The organism is Yersinia sp. 1652 StPb PI (assembly GCF_041538345.1).
Lineage (GTDB): Bacteria > Pseudomonadota > Gammaproteobacteria > Enterobacterales > Enterobacteriaceae > Yersinia > Yersinia enterocolitica_E.
The window spans coordinates 1,512,470-1,531,149 of the sequence record NZ_JAULSM010000001.1 but is presented as its reverse complement, the minus strand read 5'-3'; the positions used below and the strand labels follow the sequence as shown (position 1 = coordinate 1,531,149).

Below are 18,680 nucleotides of genomic sequence, written 5' to 3'. Positions count from 1 at the left end.
GAAAATACACAGGAGAAAAAAATCAGTCCCTGTATAGCCTAGCCAGATGTAGCGCCCCTTACTCCACAGCGGTGAAAAGGGGTTTGGGGTTTGGGGTTTGGGGTTTGGGGTTTGGGCGAATGATTTTAGTTCTTCATGATAAACGTAGATAAATGGTCATCCGTGCCAATTAAGACGGAAGCGTATACTCCGCTCAGATCTATTTCACATCAACTCCATCGTGCAGATAGTCACTTAAAATGTAAGGAGTTATAATCCAGCAGGCCTATCTGAATCTAAGGACAAATTTCAATGTCAGACAGCTTACTTGTTCGTGCCAGTAGGGATGGGGATCAATTTCACTACCTTTGGGCTGCCCGCCGTGCCCTCCGATTGTTAGACCCCAAATCCTCTTTAGCTGCTCTTACCATTGAAGGTGCTTCAGCAACCGAAATGGGATCACAACCGTCGGTGGAGGAAGGCGAAGAGATCATTGATATTGCCGAATACTATGGCAGTAATGAGTTCGAGCGAGCTACTACTGTCAGATATATGCAATTGAAACATTCAACATTGCATGCTGAAACCACATGGCCCCCTAGCGGATTACAGAAAACGATAGAAGGATTCGCTAAACGGTATAAAGAACTTTTGCAGCGATTTCCTGCTGAATCCTTGCATACTAAGCTTGAATTATGGTTTGTCACTAACCGCCCTGTCAGTACGAGTTTCAGTGAAGCAATTACAGATATGGCAAATCAACGCCCTCCTCGCCATCCAGACGACCTTGCTAAACTAAAAAAATTCACAGGTCTGAAAGATCAAGGGTTGGTGTCCTTTTGCCAAATGCTTCGCATTGAAGGACGACAGGATGGTTACTGGGAACAGCGAAATATTCTCCTGAGAGAATCTAACGGATATCTCCCCGATCTTGACACCCAAGCCCCGCTGAACCTAAAAGAACTGATTACCCGGAAAGCGCTATCAGAAAGTGCGTCAGACCCTGCTATTACCAGAATGGATGTTTTACGTGCGTTAGGGGTAGACGAAACAGATCTGTTCCCCGCACCTTGCCTGATAGAGAAAATTGATAATGTGATACCTCGAATACAAGAGGTTTCACTGGTCAAAAATATTGTTGAGTCCATGGGCTCACCTATCATCGTTCGTGCCGACGCAGGTGTCGGCAAATCAATTTTCTCAACCCGCATTCATCAACACCTGCCTGAGGGGTCAGTCAGTATTCTGTATGACTGCTTTGGTAATGGACAATATCGCAATGCTTCAGCCTATCGCCATCACCACCGAACCGCATTAGTGCAGATTGCTAATGAGATAGCCTCACATGGTCTATGTCATCCCTTAATTCCGAACGCCAGTACTGACATTTCTCACTATATGCGTGCATTTATGTATCGTGTCTCTCAGGGGATTTCCACGCTTCGGGCGTCACATCCTGAGGCAATATTGTGCATTATTGTTGATGCTGCAGATAATGCACAAATGGCCGCAGAGGAAATCAACGAATCACGTTCATTTATAAGAGATTTACTCAGAGAGAATATTCCCGCAGGAGTTTGTATTGTCGCACTTTGCAGACCACATAGGCAGAGTCTGCTTGATCCACGCCCTAGCACGCCTAGCCTGACTTTACAGCCTTTCGATCGTAGCGAAACTGCCGCACACCTGCGTGGAATATTCCCGGATGCAAATGATCAGGATGTGGATGAATTCCATCGACTGAGCTCTCATAACCCCAGAGTACAGGCGTTATCACTTTCGCGACGTTTATCACTGTCAGAGACATTGAGATTGTTAGGTCCTAATCCCAAAACGGTGGAGGATACTATCGGAGAAGTACTCGAAGCCGCCATCGGACAGTTGAAAGATGCTACAGGGCATACAGAACGTGCGCAGATCGATTTTATTTGTGCAGCACTGGCGGTACTTCGCCCACTCATTCCCATCGCAATTTTGTCTGCTATCGCTGAAATCGATGAATCCGCAATAAAAAGTTTTGCGTTAGATCTTGGGCGGCCGCTAATCGTCAATGGGGATACTATCCAGTTCTTTGATGAACCAGCTGAAACGTGGTTTCAGGAACGATATCGCCCTAAAGAAAAAGAGCTTCGTCAGTTTATTGCCCGACTGACACCGTTAACAAAAAATAGTGCCTACGCTGCGTCAGTATTACCACCGTTAATGCTTGAGGCAGGGCAATTTTCGGAACTCGTCACTCTGGCAATGACATCACAAGGGTTGCCAGAAACGAGTCCTATCGAACGCCGTGATGTTGAATTTCAAAGACTGCAGTTTGCCCTGAAAGCAGCGTTACGCCTTGAGAAGTATCAGGATGCTGCAAAACTTGCGCTCAAAGCAGGTGGAGAAAGTGCAGGTGACAGCAGGCAGCGAAAATTATTGCAGGATAATCTTGATCTAACTGCAAAATTTATGGACAGCCACAGTGTTCAGGAGCTTATTTCACGCCGTGCCTTTTCTGATACTGGTTGGGTTGGGTCACAAAACGTCTACAACTCTACACTTTTATCGGAATTTTCTGAGCTCTCTGGTGATGCCCGAAGCCGATTGCGTATTGCTCTGGAATGGTTAGATAACTGGAGTAAATTATCCGATGATGAACGAAGCAGAGAAAACGTAACGGCTAAGGATAGAGCAGTCATGGCGATCGCCTATCTGAATATTCATGGTGCAGATGAAGCTGCAAGAAGCCTTCGCCGGTGGCGACCTCGGGAATTATCTTTCGATGCCGGCATAATCATTGCCAAACAATTACTGGATCATGGCCGTTATACAGAGCTGAACCAGTTAGCTATTGCGGCAGGAAATGATCTTGGATTAATTTTGGCTATTGTACTGATTGCCAGAAAATTCCATTACCAATTACCTGAGCAATCTATAAAGAGAGGCTACCGTTTATTGGCCAGCTCTCATCTGAAAATAGAAATCAGATATTCATTTGATAATCAGACAATAGCAGCAATAACTAGCATGGTTGAAATGGCGCTACAGCTTAATGTTTGTAATGACAAAGAAGCTACAACACTTTTAAACCGCTACTTGCCCCAATCCGCTCCGAATGCCCTGTCCTCTAAATACAGTAAAGAACGAGTACAATATATACGAATGTATGCACTGCGCGCTGCATTGAGTCGCTCATCATTAAACTTAACTGATATTGCATCTGATAAGGTCATCGAAGAGATTAACTCTGAAAGAAAGTATAGTGAATCACAGGAACTTCGAGAACTAAAGCAATATAGCGGTGTATTAGTCCCTTGGTATAACTTATGGGCTAAAGCGTTTTTACAGGAAGTATCCAAAGCTGAATTAGATAATCAACTCGCTGATACTAAAAAGCTGTCAGCGGAAATAAAAGGGTATTCATACTCGGAACATTCCTCTAGCAGTGATGAAATAGCTAATATCTGGTTCGACATTTTATCTGAAGTCGGAGATATTAGCTGTGCTGATATCGAAGAAATCACTGCATGGTATCAGCATAAAGACAATCGAGTCTTTACACCGACATTACACAGATTTTCCCGTCTTTGCTCGCAGACAACTGGGCTTGAAAAATTTTCATTTATCTTCACGCAACAGGCACTATCTCTGTGGAAAGATGACCACACTGACGCACAAACCAAGGCTGAGAACTATATCGATATAGCTAGATCGCTTATTTTACTCGATAAGTCAGAAGCTCAAGAATATTTTAACCACGCTATTGAGGTCACCAATAAACTCGGTGATGAAAATCTGGAACGATGGGGAGCATTACTTGATCTGGCGGAATACATTGCCGACAAAAACATAGCTTCGTCAGAAATTGCCTATAAATTTTCACGCTGTGCCGAAGTAACTCGAGAATATGTTGATCGTGATAAACATTTTGCATGGAATGATACGATAAAAGCGTTGTCTGAATTATGCCCCTGTTCCACTCTGGCCATCATTAGTCGTTGGCGAGATCGTACGTTTGGCGATCACCGAAATATACTGGCGCTGACGATAGAACAACTAGTAAAGAAAAATAAAATCAATCCACTTGATGCAGCAGCATTAATCCCTTTCCGGGAAGAGTGGGACGAAGATAAGTTGTTAATAGCTGCTTTGCCTTTATGTAAAAACGATCAGGACAAACACGCGCTTTTTCATTGGGTTTATAATTACATCCAATTCACCTCACCTCGTTCAGAAAAATTAGCACAAATTAAAACTATTGCTTTATCCATTGGAATAGATCCCACTGAACTGAACATATACAGTTCAGCTGAAGAACAAACCGGATCAGATTTGGAATTAACAAGCGACCACGTCACTGAAATTGACGGAAAAACTAAAGTAGCATGGCATAGAGTTTTCAGTCTGTGTGATTTATCCACATCCGAAGGGATTTCTATTGCATACCAAAACTTCCGTCGTGAACCTGATCTTTATTCAACCGAACTGTTCATTCAAAAGGCGATAACTCGTATTAGTTTTGGCAAAGAAAAAGACTTTATTAACGCTTTTGGTAACTTATCTGAGATCAGCCTTTATAGCTTCACGACTTTTCTTGAATCAATTCCTCAGGAATGGACATCCCGGTTAAGCATAAAAACAGCTATTGCTTCAGTAGCCAAAAGTTACTGCCAGCGGTTCTGCATGCTTATTAGAAAGCATCGCTACTACGAAGTATTCCCTTTTAAGCTTGCCAGCGAGCTATCCGGGCTCAATGAAGATGATTTAATTAGTATTGTTCTAAATGCGACATCTGAATCACCAGAACCATCAGATTCACGACAATTATTTAGCCTTGTCGGGCTATTGGTTAATAAGTTGACCTCAGAAGAAGCATTAAATGTTCTGTCTTATGGGCTGGACTTATTCAATGAAATATTGAAAGAGGAAGATGGTGATGGCCCATGGGGACCTACATTAATTCCCCCTACTCAGATAGAGGATTCTCTTGCGGGGTATATATGGGCCAGGCTAGCATCGCCAGAATCAACCGTTCGCTGGGAAGCCGCTCATGCAGTTCTTATGCTTTGTCGACTAGAACGTTCCGAAGTGCTTCAAGGAATATTTAAACATGCCGAAAATTGCTCGACGCAGCCTTTTTGCGATCGCAATCTTCCCTTCTATACCCTTCACGCTCAATTATGGTTATTAATTGCTGTTGCACGTGCCGCACAAGATGACGGAAAAGCATTGATACCCTATACCGATTATTTTTATCGCTACGCCACAAGTGAACAGCCGCATGTATTAATCCGTCTTTTTGCCGCCAGAACCCTGAGCGCACTTAGTGAAGCCAGGTTGATATCTATAACCAATCAAGAAAGGGACAAACTTTGCAACATAAACCAGTCAACATATGACTCTACAGTGAGCCAATCTGAAAGCCTAATGGGCGAAGATTCGTACACTTTTGGTATCGATTTTGGCCCATATTGGCTGAAACCTTTAGGCCGCTGTTTTGGAGTATCTCAAAAACAGCTTGAACCTGAAATGTTACGTATTATTCGCAATGACTTTGGTTTCAAAGGAAGCCGTAATTGGGAAGAAGATGAGCGTAATAAACGACGCTACTATCAAGACAGTGATAATCATCACAGCCATGGTTCCTATCCACGTGTTGATGATTACCATTTTTATCTCTCCTATCATGCTATGTTCATGTGCGCTGGAAAGCTACTAGCGACCAAACCTCTGGTTGATAGTCGTTACGACGAAGTAGAAGATGTTTTTCAGGACTGGCTCAAAAGACATGATATTTCACGCCGCGATGGCCGTTGGCTCGCTGATCGGCGAGATCCGCAACCCGAAATCAGACCAAGCTGGATTAATGATACTTCTGGTAATCTCAATGAATGGCTGGGATCAATTTCAGAAAACATTTTTGACAAAGCATTAAGTCCCGCAGCTGGATTGCTGACCATATGGGGTCACTGGTCAGAGAATCGTACTGATCGAAGAGAATCAGTTTCCGTTTATACGGCCTTAGTTTCACCTGAAAGATCATTCTCTTTACTCCGGGCACTACAAACTGCCGAAAATGTACATGACTATAAAATTCCCAGTGCTGGTGAGGATATGGAAATTGATCATATGTCCTATCAATTAAAGGGATGGATTAAAGACATCAGTGAATATAAAGGCATTGATGAACACGACCCATGGGCTGGTGATGTGACATTCCCGTTACCTAAGCCAGCGCCGTTTATCGTTGAAGCCATGAAATTAACCACAGATAAAGACCAGCGAGTATGGCATACCACTCATAGCACCGAACCAGAAATGATCTCCAGTATCTGGGGTAACCTAGCAGAAAAAAATGAAGACGAAAAACCAAGTGGTCACAAACTTTGTGCCTCGGTGGATTTTATCAAAAACGTGTTAACTACATTAGACATGGATCTCATTATAGAGGTTGATGTAAATCGCTACTCGCGGAGTGACAGATATGGGCGGAGTAATGAAAATGAGCTCGAGAATATCCCCTCAAGTACCAGAATCTTCCTCGTTAAACATGACGGAACCTTCCGAACGCTACACGGCAATTATACAACTGGGGAAAAAGCTGGTTGAAGAACTTGAGTTAAACAATTCTGTTGATACGTTAGGCCGTTGGATGGCTCACCATATTGCAGAACTGATTTACGACGCAGAAAATACCACGAATGAAACTGTGCGCATCGCGAAACAGTTGGAGATCAGGGACTCTGTTTGGGCCTTCTGGACTAACCGCTACGAATTACCATTTGGCAATAAGCCATTTAAAGAGCTAGAACCCATCCTAAGGGCTTTAGAAAGTCTTGATCCTGAAAACCAGCAACCGAGACATATCTTCCCCTACCCAGGACTGACTGATGATAGAGAAAAGGAATCTACGGAGACTCAAAAATGGTTGAAAGTGGCCGAAAGCATCGACTCGACCTCAAAAATCCTGATTGATTATTGCCTCTCTTTAGCCGCAGAAAATTCTATTGATAAGTCTCAAGAATGGGTGGAACTAGCACAAAAAGCTGGGTTAGACGAAGACATTGATCTAATTGAATTTCGTATTTTTCAATTACGTGGGAACGCAGCCAACACAACTAATCCCAGTAGTGCACAATGGCGAGTTCTAGAAAAACGACAAAAGAATCTTGCCGTATTTCTTTCTTTGGCCACTCAGTTAGATGAACAACTCAAATCACAACTTGAAGCCCTACCAGCAATAGAAGATGAGCCAGAAAAAGACGATGACAATGTTTGAGATGACACATTTTTAGCATTCATGATAATTTAAAAAGCATATTACTCTCTAGACCAAAGCGTTGAGATTCCCTTAACATTTAGTAAAAGGAGTTCATATGTTAGTGTCCAGATTTTTGATAGAGAACAACGGTTCAAATCAGAACAATATAAAGCTAGCCATAAGCAAAGCCTATCATCTATGCCAAGATGCAGGGTTGCAGCGAATCACATTGTTATTTCCTGCAAAAGGAACATTTTCTCACTCTGATATTGCAACATTTCTTGGCGAGCAAGCGGTAAAAGCTTTGCTAAAAGACCAAAAAATCGATTTGGGTAACAACATTCAGCTAAATTTTAATATTCCTAAAAACTTTTCTGCACATGGCAACCATGACATTGTGTTAGCCACATATCTATCTGATAAAGACATGGATATTGTTGATAGTGCTGGAAACGTCAATAGCATCGTTTTCTTACCTTGGTCAGAGATCGAAGGTAAACGCTGGTTATCCACATGGGCACCTGAAAGAGTCGGCCCTTCTACCTGGGAAGTACAAAAAATACAGTTATTAATTTCCATTGGGGATGAAATTATACGCCTAGGTCGTTGCATCAACATGTCAACAGGGCTTAGTCATCCATCAGATAAAGACATGGCAAAACGAATTTTTACTAGCCTAAAAAAGCAAGGACTCAGAGCAACAGAAGAAGAGATCAGACAATTCGCGGTCAATAACGGATGGGAACCCGTCAGAGCGAAAGAGTTAGCTAGTTTTGCAAAAAAATATATGGGGTAGTGAAGCTTAAAAAGCTAACTCGTTGTATGTTCAGCCCGAGCTAAATTGGTGGTCATTCTGGTGGTCTTGACAGAAAGTGGATTCAGGTTTAGCTTTTTATTCAGCCAGTTACTGGCAAAGGCGATCCCAGTCAGAGGAGCCACTTTCTATTCCAAGGATGTTTACTGATGTCCATGGAAGCAGTAAGATCAATAAGTTATACGTAAATGTGGTTACACTGAGTTCCACATTGTTACGTTGACTGCCACAACTTTTGGGGGCTTTATTAGGGGCCTGTTCGGTTCGATAATATCGAGGCCCCCAAATGTCAATTTCTGATGTTGTAATCCGAAACACCAAGCCCCAAGACAAACCCTTCAAGCTGAGTGATAGCGCCGGTCTATACCTTCTGGTCAAACCCAACGGTTCAAAACTCTGGTATCTCAAGTACCGCTATGGCGGAAAGGAAAGGAAGCTGGCCTTTGGTGCCTACCCTGCCGTCTCCTTAGTGCTGGCCAGAAAATTACGCGACAACTCACGCTCCGAATTGGCTCAAGATAAAGACCCAGGACAAACTCGGCGTCATGAAAAACAGGTCAGAAAGGTAGGCATTACTCTGGAAGAAGTAGCTCGCACCTGGCACAAGAGCAACCGCACCTGGTCTGAAAATCACTCAAACCGTATATTACGAAGCCTTGAAATGTATCTGTTCCCGCCTCTGGGAAAACAAACTATTTCCGATATCAGCACGGCTGACTTGCTGTATGTCCTCAAAGCCATCGAAGACAAAGGATTTCTGGAGGTTGCCATGCGGCTGCAGCAGCGCATCGTCAACATTATGCGCTACGCCATTCAGAATCAGATGATCAAATATAACCCGGCGCTCGACTTGAGCGGAGCCATTGCCGTACCGAAAAAACGTCACCATGCTGCCCTTCCACTCTCTCGTCTGCCCGATTTCTTTGCCAGACTAAATCAGGATAATGGACGGCTTCTGACCCGTTTGGCACTGCGCTTTAACTTGTATGTCTTTGTCCGTTCCAGCGAGTTACGTTTTGCCCGCTGGGAAGAGATTGATTTTGATAATGCACTCTGGACCATTCCTGATACCCGAGATCCTGTTCCCGGTATCCGCTATTCCGAGCGAGGCGCCAAGATGAAAACTCCACATCTGGTGCCACTTTCTACCCAGTCCATTACAATCCTCAAGCAAATACAGCAGCTATCAGGACACGGTCAATTCATTTTCCCCAATGACCACGATATGTTTAAAGTCATGAGTGAGAACACCATAAATAAAGTACTGCGGCGTCTGGGATACGACACGAAATCTGAAATATGTGCGCATGGCCTAAGAGCCATGGCCTGCAGTTCCCTCATTGAGTCAGGAAAGTGGTCGCGGGATGCTATTGAACTTCAGATGAGCCATCAGGAAAGAAACTCTGTCAGAGCTGCCTATAACCATCTGGCTGAGCACCTTGAGATCAGATATCAGATGATGCAGTGGTGGGCTGACTATCTTGACGCGAATCAGTCAAATTATGTTGCCCCTTACCATTTCTTTCAAAAACAACAAAGAAAGAAAAACATCAAACAGCTCCTCCCGTGTTAGGGATTGAGTGACGATATCGTGGTCAGTGATTTATCTGGGAGTGCGGTCGCGCTGGGTCGAGGACGTAACGCTGATTTATTGGTGGGGACCTGGGTAACAGGAAATGTCTACAGCATTCGGCCCTAAGTGATGGTTTTTTGGGGCTGCGACAGCACCACGGGCAGTTAAGGGACACAGCCCAATTTCCCTCCATTCTTTTATATGGTTAGTCAGAGAATTCGATCGCACATTCTGCTCTAAACTCAGAGTTTTTGTAGACTTCATGGCTGGCCATCTTCTCCCTCTTCAGGAAGGTTGAACCGCTATGATGTTTTCATACAACAGTGCGCGCTTATTGCGAATTGTCAGGTTCCAGTTGTTGTTTCAGCCATTCAAATGAACGCTTGATCAGCTCAGGCCTGTTTCTGATGTAATGGTCCATATCTTCCATGCTTCAATAGATCACATCCACACCGGCCTGCTTTGCTTTTATAAAAATCATCGCTTGATTGAATCAGTGTGTCTTTCACACCAGTCACCATTAGGAGTTTCCCCTGTATATTTTTATGATCTGGCCCAAAGTGGACTTAAAACTATCCAAGAAAATCGGTGCGGTTCAATCTCAGATTTCATTACATTCCGGGCAGGTTCCGAAGTATCTGTAAAGTACAGCGCTTGCACATGACTCGGAGCAATGAAGTGGTTAAAAACGGAGCGCCATAATTTGTCTCAAATAGATAATTTGGCTTACAGCCTTTTGAACCAAAACACCCCCACTTTTCCACGTGAAGTTACCCCCCTAAACCTGTAAGGTGTCTTTGTTTTTACCTATAAATGATAGCTGAGATACCCTATTTTCAGCTCTTGCCAGGCGGTTTTGAATTTATTGATCGGGTACTGATATCGACTCGTTCAGCCAGAAAATCCAGAAAAGCCCGCACACGCAACGGCAGATGACCCCCCTGCCCGACATACACGGCATGAATTTCCTCGATATAGCCAGGATCGCAATCCTCAAGTACGGGTATCAATCGGCCAGCACCGATATCCTCACGTACCTGAAAGGCAGCAAGACGCGCCAATCCTAGCCCAGCCAAGGCTAGACGATGCAATGCCTCACCATCATTGACTTGAGCGTTGCCACTAATGGGTATCACGATATTCTTGTCACCCTGACGCAATAACCAGCCAGGTTGGGCACGCACGTAATTCGTTCCCAGACGATTGTGCTGGTATAAATCCTCTGGCGTCACTGGGACACCATGGCGAACCAGATAATCAGGCGACCCGACAATTATCTTGCATGTCTGACCCAATTTACGCGCCATCAGGTTAGAGCTTTTGAGCGGCCCCGCCCGCACGGCCACATCGGTACGTTCTTCCAGAAGATCGATGACCTCATCGGTCAGCATAATATCCAGCATGACCTCAGGATAACGCTCCAAAAATTCAGGTATCAACGGCAGCAGGAAGTGATGCCCAAAGGGCACATTGGCATTGACCCTTAACCGACCACGTGGCGCAGCGTTTTCACTGGCACAGCGATCTGCCTCGTCCAAATCAGCAAGGATACGCACTACGCGCTCGTAGTAGGCACAGCCTTCTGGTGTCAGTTGCAGTTGTCGTGTGGAACGATTCACTAGCCGTGTACCCAGCCGTTTCTCTAGTCGTGCGACCAACTTGCTGACAGCTGAGGGTGTCATGCCACAGGCGCGGGCGGCGGTAGAAAAGCCGCCTAGCTCAATCACACGCACGAACACTTCTAATTCGCCGGAGCGGTTGACTTCTTGGCGGGCCATATCTGCCTCCTTGATGAGTTTAATTCACAAATGCTATTCCGCTGAACAGTCTATCGTGATTGTGTCTTTGAATTCATAATTAATACACGATTTATTTTTGAGTTCACTAATATGAAAAAGCAATTCAAATCATTTTTAACGACTTCATCTAGAAAAATTATAACTTGGGCCCTTGCAGTGGGTACTGCCATGGTAACCACCACTGCGGTAGCTGCCACACCGTCTTGGGTTGCAACGTGGGGGGCCAGCCCACAGCCTGTATGGGGTTCGAGTTTTCCGCTTCCCACAAATATACCAACCGAACTGCATGATCAAACAGTTCGCCAAGTGGCGCGTATCAGCCTGGGTGGAGAGCGTTTTCGTATCGTGCTATCCAATACCCATGGCAGTCAGCCACTCACCGTGGGCAAAGTAACGTTTGCACAGACACAGAACAACCACAGCATTGCGGCTGATAGCTTACGCACTGTGACATTTGGTGGCCAGGAAGCAGCGACGATCCTCCCTGGCGCTTTGTTGGTCAGCGATCCTGTAACATCACACATACCTGCATTGACTCAGGTTGCCGTGAGTTTCTATCTACCGAAGGCTACCACTATGAGCACCTTCCACTGGGATGGCCGTCAGACTAGCTGGATTGTTCCAGGAGATCAGACCTCAGCCCTGGAGCTTAAGGTGACAGATGCTTCCATTCAGAGCACGACGACACGTCCGCTGCTGGTGGGGGTTCATGTTGAAACTGAACAGGCAGCGCAGACAGTTGTGGTTCTCGGAGATTCCATTACTGATGGTAATGCTGCAAGTCTGGACAAGAATAGCCGCTGGCCAGACTTCCTGGCTACTCGCCTTGCCTCGCGGGGTATCAGTGTTATCAACTCTGGCATCTCCGGTGCCCGGCTTCTCTCTGACGGTATGGGTGTCAATGCATTGGCACGGTTGGACCGTGACGTGTTGGCTCAACCAGGAGTGCAAAGCGTTATTGTCATGATAGGGATTAACGACATTGCCTGGCCGGGTACCATTTTCGCTCCACAGAGCCCAAGACCCACACTCGAGGCGTTAACAGCTGGCTATCGCCAACTGGCTGAGCAGGTTCATGCTCGCGGTCTGCGTGTTATCGGTGCAACACTGACACCATTCGAAGGGGCATTGCCTGGTACACCGATGGACAATTATTACCAACCAGAGAAAGAAGCATTACGCCAGCAGGTGAATACTTGGATACGCCAGAGTGACACCTTTGATGCCGTTATTGATTTTGATACGGTGTTACGTGACCCTGAGCATCGTACCCGCCTGCTGTCGCGTTTTGACTCAGGTGACCGACTCCATCCCAGCGATGAAGGTAACCGTGCGATGGCTGAATCGGTTGATCTTAAAATCTTATTTCCCGGCAACAATGCCTTATTGAAACCCAGCCACTAACAGGAACACCAAACTATGCTTTTACCCTCTATCGGCTGGGCAATCTGGAATTGCTCAACCACATCGTTAACCGTCCATAATATGTGCGAGTGCGGGTAACGTTACTACCGTGATAATGAACGGAGATCATGCACCATGCGCCTCGGGTACCTACACCACTTAGACAAACCTTCGTAACATACACGGATAAAAAGCATCAGATTGGGTTTTTTGTTGGCTATATTCATTTTTTGAATACCTGAAATGAACAGTTTTGTTTTTTAGAATTATAGCGAATCGCCTAAGCTGACAGCCAGTTCATGATTCATGCGCTGCGGCGCTCAACGGAGAAAATGATGAAAATCCTGATGGTATTAACTTCTCATGACAAGCTGGGTAGTACAGGTCATAAAACTGGCTTTTGGCTGGAGGAATTTGCATCACCTTATTACGTTTTCCTCGATGCCGGAGCGGAGATCACCCTGGCTTCCCCCAAAGGTGGCCAACCGCCGCTTGATCCGAAAAGCAGCCAGCCGGATGCCCAAACTGCGTCCACCCATCGGTTCGCATTGGACAACACTGTGCAGCAAGCACTGGCAAAAACTCTGAGACTACAGGAGGTTAGCGCCGATGATTTTGATGCACTGTTTTACCCCGGTGGCCACGGCCCGCTATGGGATTTGGCGGAAGACCCCTATTCAATAGCCCTAATAGAGCAATTCCAGGCGCAGAGCAAACCGGTCGCTGCGGTGTGCCACACGCCTGCGGTACTGCGCCATGCCAAGAATACGTCAGGCAAACCGCTGGTGATGGGGAAACAAGTTACGGGTTTTAGTAATAGTGAGGAAGACGCCGTAGAACTGACTCAGACAGTGCCGTTCCTGGTTGAAGAAATGCTCAAGGCCAACGGTGGGCTCTACAGCCGTGGCGAAAACTGGCAAAGCCACATTGCGGTAGATGGTTTGTTGATTACCGGACAAAACCCGGCGTCTTCAGACGCTACTGCTGAAGCCATGCTAAAGCTGTTGTAAATCACGGCAGCCAATATAACACCCTAATAACCTGGATGTTTGTTATGCGATTAACTAAATATGTGATTGCCCTGCTGCTTTGCCTGGGTATGGGTGCCACTGCTTTGGCAGCGGAAACCCATGGACGGATACTGGTACTGCTCTCTGGTGAAAACCAGTTACCGCTTAAAGAGGGAAAAACCTATCCGACCGGGTATTATCTCAATGAATTCGGTGTGCCTGCAGATGGCCTGCAAAAAGCGGGATATGAACTGGTGCTGGTTACGCCAAACGGCCAGGCACCGAGCGTTGACCAGCTTTCGGTTGATCCGCTCTATTTTGGCGGTAACAGTACGGAAATGCTGCGTATTCAATCGGTGGTAGCAAATATGCCAGGGATTAATAAGCCGCACAAACTGGCAGAAGTACTGGCTGGTGATCTCTCTCAATATGCCGGTCTATTGATCCCTGGTGGCCATGCGCCGTTGATTGACCTTGCCAATAACCCACAGGTGGGGGAGTTGCTGAAGCATTTCCACTCTGCAGGCAAGCCTACCGCCGCCATCTGCCATGGTCCGATTACCCTACTGTCAGCACAAGACGATCCGCAGGATTTTGAAGCAGGACTGATCCAAGGCAAAACGTCACAGGCAAAGAACTGGATATATCAGGGATATCGCATGACTATTTTTGCGGATGAAGAGGAACAGGTTTTTGAGGATTCACTGAAGGGGGGGAAGATCCGGTATTACCCAGCCAAAGCTATGGCGACAGCAGGCGGCGAGTTGACACAGGCAAAAGCCTGGACCCCGAATGTAGTTGTTGATCGTGAGTTGATCACCGGTCAAAACCCATTCTCTGACCATGCTCTTACCAAAGCGTTGTTAGCGCAGTTGCAAAACGGGCATTAATCCCTGCTTGCGCTGATCAGGTTGCCGCCAATAAGTATCCCCCGTCACAGCCGGGGGTTTTTCATATGCGCCTCTATCTCCGTTGAGCGCCACAACCCGTGGATCAGCAAACTGGCTATCAGCCTGGATGGCTCGCTATAATTCTAAAAATAAAAAGCGATCATTTCAGGCATTCAAAAAATGAATATAGCCAACAAAGACCTCAACCTGCTGCTGTTCTTTCACGTACTGTATCAGGAGCGTAATGCTTCTCAGGCTGCGATCAGGATGTCACTCAGCCAGCCCGCAATGAGTCATAAGCTTAACAAGTTACGGCATGAATTTGGCGATCCGCTGTTTGTCAGGGCACCGCGAGGCCTGGCCCCCACGCCACGTGCCCATCAGCTTGCGACTCAGGTTCAAAAGCTGGTTGAAGATATCGAGACGTTTTACGATCAATGTGAAGGGCGCGATTTTCTTGCACGGGCTGAGCGGATACATATCTATACAACTGACTACATGGAGCAGATCCTGCTGCCGGGTTTATTACCCATCTTGCGGCAGGAGGCTCCCAATCTGGTGTTGATAACCCATAACACGCGTGGAATGCTACCGCGTGACGAGCTTGAAAAAGGTACCTGTGACCTGGCTATTGCCGGTTTTTACGAGCAGCTTCCAGAGACTTTTCATCAGCAGCGTTTGCTGAGCGAGGATTTTGTCGTGCTGGCAGCGGCAGATCATCCTCTGCTGTTACAGGGGCTGGATCTGAACAGCTATCTGGCTTGCGAGCATGTTCTGACAACCTTGACCGGCGATCTGAACGGGCTGGTTGATCGTGACCTTCAACGTCAGGGACTGGCTCGTAAAGTCGTTGCCGGGTTGTCCAGTTTTCTTGCGCCAAGCCGTTTAATCAGAGGTAGTGACTTGTTACTTACCTGCCTGCGTTCGGTGGGGGAAGAGGCCGTTGCCCGCGATCCTGAATTGCGCCTGTACCCGTTACCTTTGGCACTGCCGCGCATCGACATGATGCAGATCTGGCATGAGCGGACACATAGCGATCGGTTACGCCGCTGGTTGCGTTTAAAAATTTACCAACATGCTCAGGCTCTGGCTGAAAGCCGGATTATGCTTGAAATATCGAGCCATCGAACGACTTAACTGTTATTGATTTTCAGCATGACCACCGCGTCCGTGGCCGGCATGTGGAACCGGTGCCGAGCCGCCATATCGAGCTTCTCAATATTCGCGGCCTGGAAATACTTACACGCCCATTTATCATTCACGGAGTAGCTTTACTGTTGTAAATGCGTTTCCATACCCAACTCAACGTCTTGACGAAATCACCGGACTCAGGCATTTGGATTATTTCGGGTGCTGCTACCCAAACGCCACGGTCATCTATGCCAGCAATGTCATAGCGGAAAAAATAATCGGGCTCTAGCCCCATTCGCAGATCGGTAAGGATCAACCGAAGCTCGCCATCCTCACGTCGCTGCGCGTGAGCGGCGACAAACCCCTGAGTGAACCACAATAGGCGTTTCAACTGCGGCACGGAGGTCAATTGCGTCAACGCTGGGTTGTCACTTGCGTGAAAAGTAAATTGCATTGGTCCTCGATCCGCGACAAGGGACCGGTCACCGAGCCAGTAGCCATCCGGTACCATCACAATCACCCGCCAAGCCAGCGTGTTGAAAGGAAGCGGTGTAGAAAAACGCGGGGCATTCTGCAAGTTCAGGACAGCCAGACTTTGCGATGCGACTCGGTCGACCAGAGATTTGGCGGCAACACTCCAAACCAGGTAGGTCGAGCTCACGAGCAGGCCTGCTACCAACCAATTGCGTGCCGCCCTGTCTCTGCCAGAGCCACTCGTTTGCTGCGCGGTTTTGTGTGGTGATAGCCGCCAGGCAGCAATAACCCCTATCAGCAAGGGCACGGTATATAAAGGATCAATGACGAAGATTGTCGCCCACATGACGGGAGGGGTCTTCATGGGCCATAACAGTTGAGTGCCGTAGACGGTAAAGGCGTCCAGCAACGGATGCGTTATCAAGGTCAGCCAGATCGCCAACAGCCACTGCAACGGGGAGGACTGGATCAGGCTACTGCGGGATTTGAGCAACAGCCAAAGCAATAATCCCAACACCGTTAGCACCAAAAGAGAATGCGATGGGCCACGGTGCCAGGTCACTTCTGTAACCACATCACTGCTGAAGACCTTGAACCAGAGTACGTCCAGATCGGGCAAGGTACCGAGTACTCCACCCGCCAGTATTGCCCGGCGTCGATGATTCGGGGGGACGACAAGTGCAGCAACACTACTGCCAAGAACGATCTGAGTTAATGAGTCCATGGCAGACTCCAGCGGCTTGGTTTATCGATCTGTTGGGCATCCTGGAGCTTTATCCATCGGTCATGCAGCCATTGTTCCGTTTTGCGGCGAGCGAGCAGAGTGGCCCATTCCAGATCGCGCTCGAACAGCATCGGTTTCTCATCGCTATCAACGTGGCATCGTTTCACTGGCTAAATCCGTTCGCAAGGAACGCATGATTGAAAATTTCAACATCCTGGATTTTGAACTCAGTGCGATGGAGATGACACAGATAGCTGCAATGGATTCGGCCACCAGTGCCTTCTTCTCTCATCGCGATCCGGCAATGGTTGAGTGGCTGGCCAACCGTAAACTGGATGTTTAAGCATCCACACACTCATAGTAGTTCTAAAGTGAATAGTCTCTCCATTATGTAGAAACACTGGGCTCTCACTGTAATGTCACCATTAAAATGAGATATCCATCACAATTATTACATGCAAATATTTTAGGGGCTTTATTGGGGGATTAGTCATCAAGAACCATCAATTTAAAATAATAAAATCAAGTAATTAAAGCAAAGTTCTAGCCCAATCAGAGGAGCCAAATTTGTGTTTTCATGCATCTTCACGAATCTTTATACGATTTAGATTCAACGAGTTAGTGTGAAAAGTCTTCCCGCTGCATTTTCATTTCCCCCTCCGCATCGGGCAAGATTGGTGGTCTGATTTGGGGTCATTTCAGTTCGATTATGGAGTGACCACCCAATGTCTGTGAACGACACTAAAATCCGCAGTCTCAAGCCTTCTGAAAAACCTGTCAAAGTTTCCGATTCACACGGTTTGTACCTTTTGGTCAATCCAGGTGGTTCACGTCTCTGGTATCTTAAATATCAAACCGAATCAGGACCATTGGCCACGGATGCCATGGCCTGTAGTGCCCTGATGGAATCTGGTCTGTGGTCACAGGATGCGGTTGAACGCCAGATGAGTCATCAGGAACGCAACAGCCTGCGGGCGGCTTACCCCCATAAAGCAGAATATCTCAATGCCCGTAAAGCGATGATGCAGTGGTGGTCGGATTATCTGGATATGAACCAAGAAGAATATGTTGCATCATACGTTTATGCGCAACATAAAACGGCTGGAACAGCCTGATCGATAACGCTTTGATAACAGCAGACCCTGATAGATGAGGCTGTAGTCCCAGTCCCCCATGAATTATTAAGCGAATTTCTCAGCTTCTTCGTGAGTCGTGATGAAGCTTTCGCCAAAACCAATCGCAATCAAAACGCCCACGATATAGCCTGCTAGCTTACTGTTTAGAATTTTCTTGAGCATCAATCCCCCAATTCAGAGAAGTCATTATCCTATACCCTTTTAAAATATTGGAGAAGACCCACAATAGTGCAGCCCTATAATTTGAATTATCTTGCAAAAATACACGCACTTTCAGCGATAATGAGTAAATGACATGGTCAAAAGGAAAATTGCCCCATGAATACCGGATTTATCCTGCTCTGCATTTACGGAATTGGGGCTATTGTCTCTACCCTCATCATCTTTCCACTAACACGTGATCAGAGCTTAGCAGTAAGGTGCTTATCATCATCTCTTATCGGATTAACGTGGCCCTTGAGCCTGCCCGTTGCCTTACTGCTTTCGATATTCTGATTAATAAT

The 18,680-nt window shown here is 46.5% G+C and carries 11 protein-coding genes and 3 pseudogenes; 12 read left to right on the top strand and 2 right to left on the bottom strand.

The features are described 5' to 3' along the window. The first annotated feature begins 291 nt into the window (after positions 1-291). The 4 genes from avs3a (at position 292) to Q2T71_RS06915 (ending at position 9,609) form a co-directional block, all read left to right on the top strand. Positions 292-6,570, top strand: a complete 6,279-nt coding sequence (avs3a, locus tag Q2T71_RS06930; protein WP_372558541.1) for an AVAST type 3 anti-phage nuclease/ATPase Avs3a — start codon at positions 292-294, stop codon at positions 6,568-6,570. Beyond that, a complete protein-coding gene (gene avs3b, locus Q2T71_RS06925; RefSeq protein ID WP_372558540.1) occupies positions 6,512-7,240 on the top strand; it encodes an AVAST type 3 anti-phage proein Avs3b in 729 nt (242 codons plus the stop codon). The genes avs3a and avs3b overlap by 59 nt, the downstream gene beginning before the upstream one ends. A gap of 97 nt (positions 7,241-7,337) precedes the next feature. Further along, positions 7,338-8,018 carry a hypothetical protein gene (locus tag Q2T71_RS06920; RefSeq protein ID WP_372558539.1) on the top strand — a complete coding sequence of 227 codons (681 nt, stop codon included), beginning with the start codon at positions 7,338-7,340 and terminating at the stop codon, positions 8,016-8,018. A 304-nt stretch (positions 8,019-8,322) separates the two neighbouring features. Further along, positions 8,323-9,609 (top strand): tyrosine-type recombinase/integrase, encoded by a 1,287-nt coding sequence (locus tag Q2T71_RS06915; protein WP_372558538.1) that lies wholly within the window; start codon positions 8,323-8,325, stop codon positions 9,607-9,609. An 836-nt stretch (positions 9,610-10,445) separates the two neighbouring features. On the opposite strand, the gene Q2T71_RS06910 is transcribed toward Q2T71_RS06915, so the two are convergent. Continuing rightward, the gene (locus tag Q2T71_RS06910; RefSeq protein ID WP_260514215.1) at positions 10,446-11,387 is read right to left on the bottom strand and encodes a LysR family transcriptional regulator; all 942 of its coding nucleotides are present in this window, start codon (positions 11,385-11,387) and stop codon (positions 10,446-10,448) included. Positions 11,388-11,576: 189 nt separating this feature from the next. On the opposite strand from Q2T71_RS06910, the gene Q2T71_RS06905 reads away from it, so the two are divergent. The 4 genes from Q2T71_RS06905 (at position 11,577) to Q2T71_RS06890 (ending at position 15,849) form a co-directional block, all read left to right on the top strand. Further along, positions 11,577-12,812 carry an SGNH/GDSL hydrolase family protein gene (locus Q2T71_RS06905; RefSeq protein ID WP_372558537.1) on the top strand — a complete coding sequence of 412 codons (1,236 nt, stop codon included), beginning with the start codon at positions 11,577-11,579 and terminating at the stop codon, positions 12,810-12,812. Between the two features lie 335 nt (positions 12,813-13,147). Then, positions 13,148-13,822, top strand: a complete 675-nt coding sequence (locus Q2T71_RS06900) for a type 1 glutamine amidotransferase domain-containing protein (protein ID WP_372559869.1) — start codon at positions 13,148-13,150, stop codon at positions 13,820-13,822. 44 nt (positions 13,823-13,866) lie between these two features. Then, positions 13,867-14,712, top strand: a complete 846-nt coding sequence (locus Q2T71_RS06895; protein ID WP_372558536.1) for a type 1 glutamine amidotransferase domain-containing protein — start codon at positions 13,867-13,869, stop codon at positions 14,710-14,712. A 180-nt stretch (positions 14,713-14,892) separates the two neighbouring features. Continuing rightward, complete coding sequence (locus tag Q2T71_RS06890) at positions 14,893-15,849, top strand: LysR family transcriptional regulator (RefSeq protein WP_261466630.1); 957 nt, start codon at positions 14,893-14,895, stop codon at positions 15,847-15,849. Between the two features lie 121 nt (positions 15,850-15,970). Here the strand turns inward: Q2T71_RS06890 and Q2T71_RS06885 are convergent, their stop codons facing one another. Further along, a complete protein-coding gene (locus tag Q2T71_RS06885) occupies positions 15,971-17,041 on the bottom strand; it encodes a metal-dependent hydrolase (RefSeq protein WP_372558535.1) in 1,071 nt (356 codons plus the stop codon). A gap of 145 nt (positions 17,042-17,186) precedes the next feature. Between Q2T71_RS06885 and Q2T71_RS06880 the strand changes: the two are divergent. From Q2T71_RS06880 to Q2T71_RS06865, 4 genes and pseudogenes are all read left to right on the top strand, one after another. Next, a pseudogene (locus tag Q2T71_RS06880) lies at positions 17,187-17,384 on the top strand (aldo/keto reductase); the annotation flags it as partial. Between the two features lie 382 nt (positions 17,385-17,766). Further along, a pseudogene (locus tag Q2T71_RS06875) lies at positions 17,767-17,892 on the top strand (Arm DNA-binding domain-containing protein); the annotation flags it as partial. A 30-nt stretch (positions 17,893-17,922) separates the two neighbouring features. Next, positions 17,923-18,156 (top strand): annotated as a pseudogene (locus Q2T71_RS06870) (integrase); the annotation flags it as partial. 339 nt (positions 18,157-18,495) lie between these two features. Then, positions 18,496-18,672, top strand: a complete 177-nt coding sequence (locus tag Q2T71_RS06865) for a GhoT/OrtT family toxin (RefSeq protein WP_372558534.1) — start codon at positions 18,496-18,498, stop codon at positions 18,670-18,672. The last annotated feature ends 8 nt before the right edge of the window (positions 18,673-18,680 follow it).

Bases quoted from the DNA above. Each gene is read 5' to 3' on its own strand.
- Q2T71_RS06885 (WP_372558535.1), bottom strand. From the start codon at position 17,041: ATGGACTCATTAACTCAGATCGTTCTTGGCAGTAGTGTTGCTGCACTT.
- Q2T71_RS06910 (WP_260514215.1), bottom strand. From the start codon at position 11,387: ATGGCCCGCCAAGAAGTCAACCGCTCCGGCGAATTAGAAGTGTTCGTG.
- Q2T71_RS06905 (WP_372558537.1), top strand. From the start codon at position 11,577: ATGGTAACCACCACTGCGGTAGCTGCCACACCGTCTTGGGTTGCAACG.
- Q2T71_RS06920 (WP_372558539.1), top strand. From the start codon at position 7,338: ATGTTAGTGTCCAGATTTTTGATAGAGAACAACGGTTCAAATCAGAAC.
- Q2T71_RS06890 (WP_261466630.1), top strand. From the start codon at position 14,893: ATGAATATAGCCAACAAAGACCTCAACCTGCTGCTGTTCTTTCACGTA.
- Q2T71_RS06900 (WP_372559869.1), top strand. From the start codon at position 13,148: ATGAAAATCCTGATGGTATTAACTTCTCATGACAAGCTGGGTAGTACA.
- avs3a (WP_372558541.1), top strand. From the start codon at position 292: ATGTCAGACAGCTTACTTGTTCGTGCCAGTAGGGATGGGGATCAATTT.
- avs3b (WP_372558540.1), top strand. From the start codon at position 6,512: ATGACGGAACCTTCCGAACGCTACACGGCAATTATACAACTGGGGAAA.
- Q2T71_RS06915 (WP_372558538.1), top strand. From the start codon at position 8,323: ATGTCAATTTCTGATGTTGTAATCCGAAACACCAAGCCCCAAGACAAA.
- Q2T71_RS06895 (WP_372558536.1), top strand. From the start codon at position 13,867: ATGCGATTAACTAAATATGTGATTGCCCTGCTGCTTTGCCTGGGTATG.
- Q2T71_RS06865 (WP_372558534.1), top strand. From the start codon at position 18,496: ATGAATACCGGATTTATCCTGCTCTGCATTTACGGAATTGGGGCTATT.